The sequence below is a fragment of the Albidovulum sp. genome, from assembly GCF_041919395.1.
GTDB lineage: Bacteria > Pseudomonadota > Alphaproteobacteria > Rhodobacterales > Rhodobacteraceae > Albidovulum.
The window spans coordinates 1-5040 of the sequence record NZ_JAYRTX010000145.1; the positions used below are offsets into that span (position 1 = coordinate 1).

A 5040-nucleotide genomic window follows, 5' to 3' on the forward strand; every position below is an offset into this window, starting at 1 on the left:
CGCGGATCGCGGCACATGTACTGCATCCGCTGTGGGTAGCTGTGCCACTGCTTGCCGCGCTGATCTGGGCGTCGGTGCGCTGGGGTCTCGCACCCCTCCACCGCGTCGCCGGGGCGGTCGCAAGACGCGCACCATCCGATACAGAACCGCTCTCGGCAAATGATGCACCGCGCGAGACATTGCCGTTGGTCACCGCATTGAACGAGCTCTTCGTCCGTATAGCGAGCGTACGCGAACGCGACAGGCGTTTTGCAGCCGATGCTGCGCACGAGCTGCGCACGCCCTTGGCCGCCATTCGTACCCACGCCGAAGTGGCACTTGCCGCGAGAGATCGGCAAGAATGCCAGGAAGCGCTTCAGGGCGTGCTGGCTGGAACCGAACGCGCAACACAACTCGTGGTGCAACTTCTCGCACTGGCGCGGATCGACGCCGCGGCACTGGCGGGCAGCCTCGCACCTGTCGAACTGGTAGCAATCCTGCGCTCCGTGATGGCCGATTATGCGCAACAGGCGATGTCCAAGGGCGTCGAAATCGCTCTCGCCTTGGGTGATGAGGCGCAGAGCGTCGTCTCTGGCAATGCCGAACTTCTTGCGGTTCTGGTGCGGAACCTTGTCGACAACGCGCTTCGCCACACCCCGGTCGGAGGGCAGATAACGCTGACGGTCACACGGCGTGACGACGAGCTTGTCCTGACGGTGGACGACACAGGTCCCGGAATTCCGATCGGACTGCGAACCTGGGTGCGCGATCGCTTCTTCCGATCCGGCCCGTCCGGCTCGGGTGCCGGTCTGGGGTTGTCAATCGTCGACGCGATCGCAGCTCTTCACGGCGGTACCGTAGAGCTCTCAGATGGGCCGGACGGGCCGGGACTGCGCGTCACGGTCAAATTGCCTGACAGGAGTTGACTGCTCTGCTGCTAGCCTCAGACATGCTTCCTTAGTCATCGGTGCTCGCTCTGGACTTTCGGCCCGGTGCATGTGTCAGCTGTCCGGCTCGCGGTGGTATTGTGGACCGGCCGGAAGCCGACCGTAGCGCCGCGACAGGATCAGGAGGAACGCACCATGAGTCGTGTACCGGAATACTATCGAGGCTTTCGGGACGGGATCGCCTGGGCCATCGCCTGCGTCGAGGCCGAGGCGGAACGCATGAACGATCCTCATGCTCGCGGGGTGCTCCATTCGATGGCATTCACGCTCGGAACGGGTCCCGAACGGCGTGAAGCGGAACGCAGCGCCTGGCGGCGGTCCCGTCCGTGCCCGGGCGCGAAGGGGTTCGAAGACCCCGACGGGTCCGGCATGCGGTGAGATCGTCGATCCGAACTGGCCGAGCGGTGGAGACGTCCGGCGGGTCAGGTCGGGGGTGCCGCCGCCCGCGCCAGCGTTACCGTCCGCGCGAGGGCGCGATCGATGGCGCACTCGATCTCCCGGTCGGCTCCCGCCGATGCCGCGAGATCCGCCGCCACCTCGCCGAGGGCCGGCAGCAGGCGGACGAAGGTGGCGAGATCCGGCGCGGCTGCACCCCGGCGGGTCGGCATGCGCAGCTTCTTCCAGGCGCGGGTGTCGTCCTTCAGCGGCTCGCGGATCGTCTGCGACCGGAACTGGCAGCAGCGGTGCCACATCCCGGTCTCGTCGAGCCGCAGGCGCGCCGGCAGGACCTCGTTGCACATGGAGGCCATCAGGAAGGCGCTGCCGAAGCCCTGCTCACGCTCCGCAGCGCGGTTCAGAAGGCCCCGCTTCGCGTCGAGCACATGCTGCCGCAGGAATGCATCCCGCTGCTCGGCAATGACGGCGAGAGCCCGTGCCTCGGCCCCCGTCACCGGACCGTCGACCGAGATGTTGTTCCGGGCGTCGATCACGATGTCATCGGGATGCGGGACCGGTTCCGGCAGCGGCAGCCCCGCGTTCTTCGCCTGTGCGATCGCGCGCCTCCATGTGCGCTGATACTTGCGCCAGAAACCGGCGTTCTCCTCCTTGATCTCTGCCTCGCGCGCGGCGACCTCGGCACTGGCTTTGAACCAGGTTCGCTGCGCATGGGGACTGCCCTTTGCCGCCGTCTCCGCGGTCTTTCGCGTGACGATCTCGTTCACGCTCATCTCGACCGTCTCGCCGCCGTCGCGCACGGGGACGCGCCGCCGGCCCTCGTCGAGAACCGCGCGCTCGAGATCGGTCAGCGGGTCCGGCCGCTCCGTCGTCCCGCCCTTCCGGCCCTTCCTGCCTTGCGTCATCCCCTCACCCCCCCTGCCCCGAGCGGCTCTCCCGCCGCGATCACATCGAACCGCGCCCCGTCCGCCATCCGCAGGGCCGGGCGCCCGGACCAGTCCTGCCACCGCCTCAGGATCACGTCGCAGTAGAGCGGGTCGTATTCGACGAGCCGCGCGCGCCGGCCACAGCTCTCCGCCGCGATCAGCGTCGATCCCGAGCCGGCAAACGGATCGAGGACCGTCTCGCCGCGACGCGAGCAGTCGCGGAGCGCGTCCGCAATGAGCGCGACCGGCTTCACCGTCGGATGCATGGCAAGCGCCTCCTCAGCGGTCCGGCCCGGAACGTTCACCCCGGCATAGTCCCAGACGTTGGTCCGGTAGCGCCCGGTTTCGCCGAGGCCGAAGCTATTCGTGTGCGCCGCGGTGCCCACCTTGAAGACGAAGACGAGTTCGTGCTTCGAGCGGTAGAAGCTGCCCATGCCGCCGTTGGTCTTGTTCCAGACGCAGAGGTTCTTCAGCGCGCTGAAGACCTTCTTCCCGGCGGCAAGGAGCTCGCCCATGTGGCGCCAGTCCATGCAGACGAAGGCAATCGCGCCGTCCTTCGCGACGCGCGCCGCCTGCCCGAGCGAGGCCTCCAGGAACGCGATGAACGCCGCCGCGCTCATCTCGCCGGAGGCAAAGGCAAACTCGCGGTGCCGGATGCGCCCGAGGCCGGAGACATGGCCGTCGATCGGCACGTTGTAGGGCGGGTCGGCGAAGATCACATCGGCCGGCTCGCCCGCCATCACCCGGTCCACGGCCTCCGCGTCCCGCGCGTCGCCGCAGACCAGCCGGTGACCGCCGAGGTTCCAGAGATCCCCCGGCCGGGTCACCGCCGGACCCGTCACCTCTGCCGGCAACCTGTCCTCCCGCCCCGCACCGTCGGAGGATCGCTCGCGCGCGGCATCGAGCGTGAAGTCGATCTCGGCGAGCGAGAACCCGGTCAGTTCCAGATCGAAGCCGATATCGATCAGACCCTGCAACTCGATCGCGAGGGTCTCCCGGTCCCAGCCGGCGTTCTCCGCAAGCTTGTTGTCGGCGAGCACATAGGCGCGCCGCTCCTCCGGGCTCAGATGCGAGAGGGCGATCGTCGGCACTTCGGTGATGCCGAGAAGCTGCGCCGCCGCCACGCGGCCATGGCCGGCGATGATGCCGCCGGCGTCGTCGGTCAGCACCGGATTGGTGAAGCCGAACCGGGTGATGCTGTCGGCGATCTGGCGGACCTGGCGCCGCGAATGCGTCCGCGCGTTGCCCGCATAGGGCCTGAGCTCACCCACCGGCCGCATCCGCACCGCCAGAGCCACCCCGGCCCCGGTCTCGCTGGAGAATGTGAACATGGCGGCCCGTCCTTCCGATCCTGCTCGCCGGGTCAACTGCCGGTGGCTGATCGCAATCGAACCACAACCTCTTGCTTCCGTCCAATTGTCTACGGGGGGTGTAGTCCGGCAAGCTCCGAACACGACCGGCACATCCGCAACCTCCGGGCGATCAGCGCCAAGCCAGGTGTTTAACGGGACTTCAAGGGCCGTTGAATGACCCTTTAAAGAACCAGGGCCCCTCAAAGAACCGAGATCACAGTTGCGTGATTGACTGTGACAACCTGTGGTCGGCGGCGGCTACGTGCCTCCGCACCGGACCTCGCTGACACCCGCCGGGCGCGGCTGACGTTGAGGCTCGGGGGCGTGCCAGTCACCAGACCCGCGGTGTGAGCCTCGGTTCTGCGGCGATGGCCGCAAGTCGGAGACGCGACGGGTCGGTTGGCATCGCCATCGTGTCCAGCTCATACGGGACGCGCGAATGCTTCGCGCGGCGCGGCAGAGGATGCGCCACCGCTGGTGACCTTGAACACGGGCCCCCGCGTGGTAATGTCGCCCCGCAGGTGTGACACGGTAAAAATCTCGCGGCCGTAGCACGATCCTCGGATCGGAGCGCCATGCAGGGTTTCCGGGGCGACCCGGGTGCGGGGCCCTGCCACCTGCACCGATCCCCGATCGCGTCGCGACCTCGGCATGCTGCAAACGGCGGACCCACCGCGGCGGGCCGCCGTTGACTGTGCCCGGAAAGGAAGCGATTGTCCCGGCGTCGGCGCGGGCATCGGCCACCGCATTCATAGTGCGGCCGTTTCGGACGTTCAGACTTGGGGACGCGTCGGCACCTTACCTGCCCTAAGGTCGTGACGGGCCGGAGCGAACTGCATCCGTGTCGAGCCGCGGCGGGCGGGGCGCCTCTCTCGGCTCATGGAAACCAGGCCTCCCGGTCCCGCGCACGCAACCCGTCGCCCGGGAGAGGGCCGATGTCCGGTCGAGCTCCCGGGCAGGCCTTCTCCCTGTCATCGTTCAGTGAGAGCGACGGCGGCCGTTCCCCATCCATGGCTTCCGAAGGCGGACCACGGCAGGTCTCCCCGGCCGTCTCCAGGTCCGCGCGTGCGGATGCGGAGCCGTGGGGCAGGCCCGTTCCCCATCGCGCATTCGGTGAGGACTTCCGGGCACCCGCGTAAGGCGTGAGCGCAGTCTACTCCGACAAGACTGCAACCCCGCGGCTTTCACATCAGTCGCGCCACGCTTCAAGACATTCCCATCCGGGTTCACGACACTTCCATCCGGCGTCCCGGCAATCCGATCCGCCATCGCGGCAACAACCCTGGCCAGAAACGCGCTCGCCGAGGCGGATTACGGGTAGTGCCCCATCGGGTGGTGTAGGTTCTGTCTGAGGTGGTCACCGGCGATGTTCCGGTAGGGTCTGGTTGCTTACGCCAACCCAAGACCGAGAGGACCACCGATGACCACCGACATGATGAACTT

Annotated in this window: 4 protein-coding genes; 2 read left to right on the forward strand and 2 right to left on the reverse strand. The window is 67.7% G+C overall.

Annotated elements, in window-relative coordinates; genetic code table 11:
• A partial coding sequence (locus ACMUOO_RS16360) for an ATP-binding protein (RefSeq protein WP_413855735.1) occupies nucleotides 1–905 on the forward strand: 905 nt, incomplete at its 5' end.
• A gap of 156 nt (nucleotides 906–1061) precedes the next feature.
• Nucleotides 1062–1304, forward strand: a complete 243-nt coding sequence (locus ACMUOO_RS16365) for a hypothetical protein (protein WP_301917550.1) — start codon at nucleotides 1062–1064, stop codon at nucleotides 1302–1304.
• A gap of 44 nt (nucleotides 1305–1348) precedes the next feature.
• Here ACMUOO_RS16365 and ACMUOO_RS16370 read toward each other — a convergent pair whose 3' ends face one another.
• Both ACMUOO_RS16370 and ACMUOO_RS16375 read right to left on the reverse strand, forming a co-directional pair.
• The gene (locus tag ACMUOO_RS16370; protein ID WP_413855736.1) at nucleotides 1349–2224 is read right to left on the reverse strand and encodes a DUF5681 domain-containing protein; all 876 of its coding nucleotides are present in this window, start codon (nucleotides 2222–2224) and stop codon (nucleotides 1349–1351) included.
• On the reverse strand, nucleotides 2221–3576 hold the full coding sequence (locus ACMUOO_RS16375; RefSeq protein ID WP_301917548.1) for a site-specific DNA-methyltransferase: 1356 nt from the start codon (nucleotides 3574–3576) through the stop codon (nucleotides 2221–2223). The genes ACMUOO_RS16370 and ACMUOO_RS16375 overlap by 4 nt, the downstream gene beginning before the upstream one ends.
• Nucleotides 3577–5040 lie beyond the last annotated feature (1464 nt).

Coding starts and splice junctions, on each gene's coding strand:
- ACMUOO_RS16370 (WP_413855736.1), bottom strand. CDS start 2,224: ATGACGCAAGGCAGGAAGGGCCGGAAGGGCGGGACGACGGAGCGGCCG.
- ACMUOO_RS16365 (WP_301917550.1), top strand. CDS start 1,062: ATGAGTCGTGTACCGGAATACTATCGAGGCTTTCGGGACGGGATCGCC.
- ACMUOO_RS16375 (WP_301917548.1), bottom strand. CDS start 3,576: ATGTTCACATTCTCCAGCGAGACCGGGGCCGGGGTGGCTCTGGCGGTG.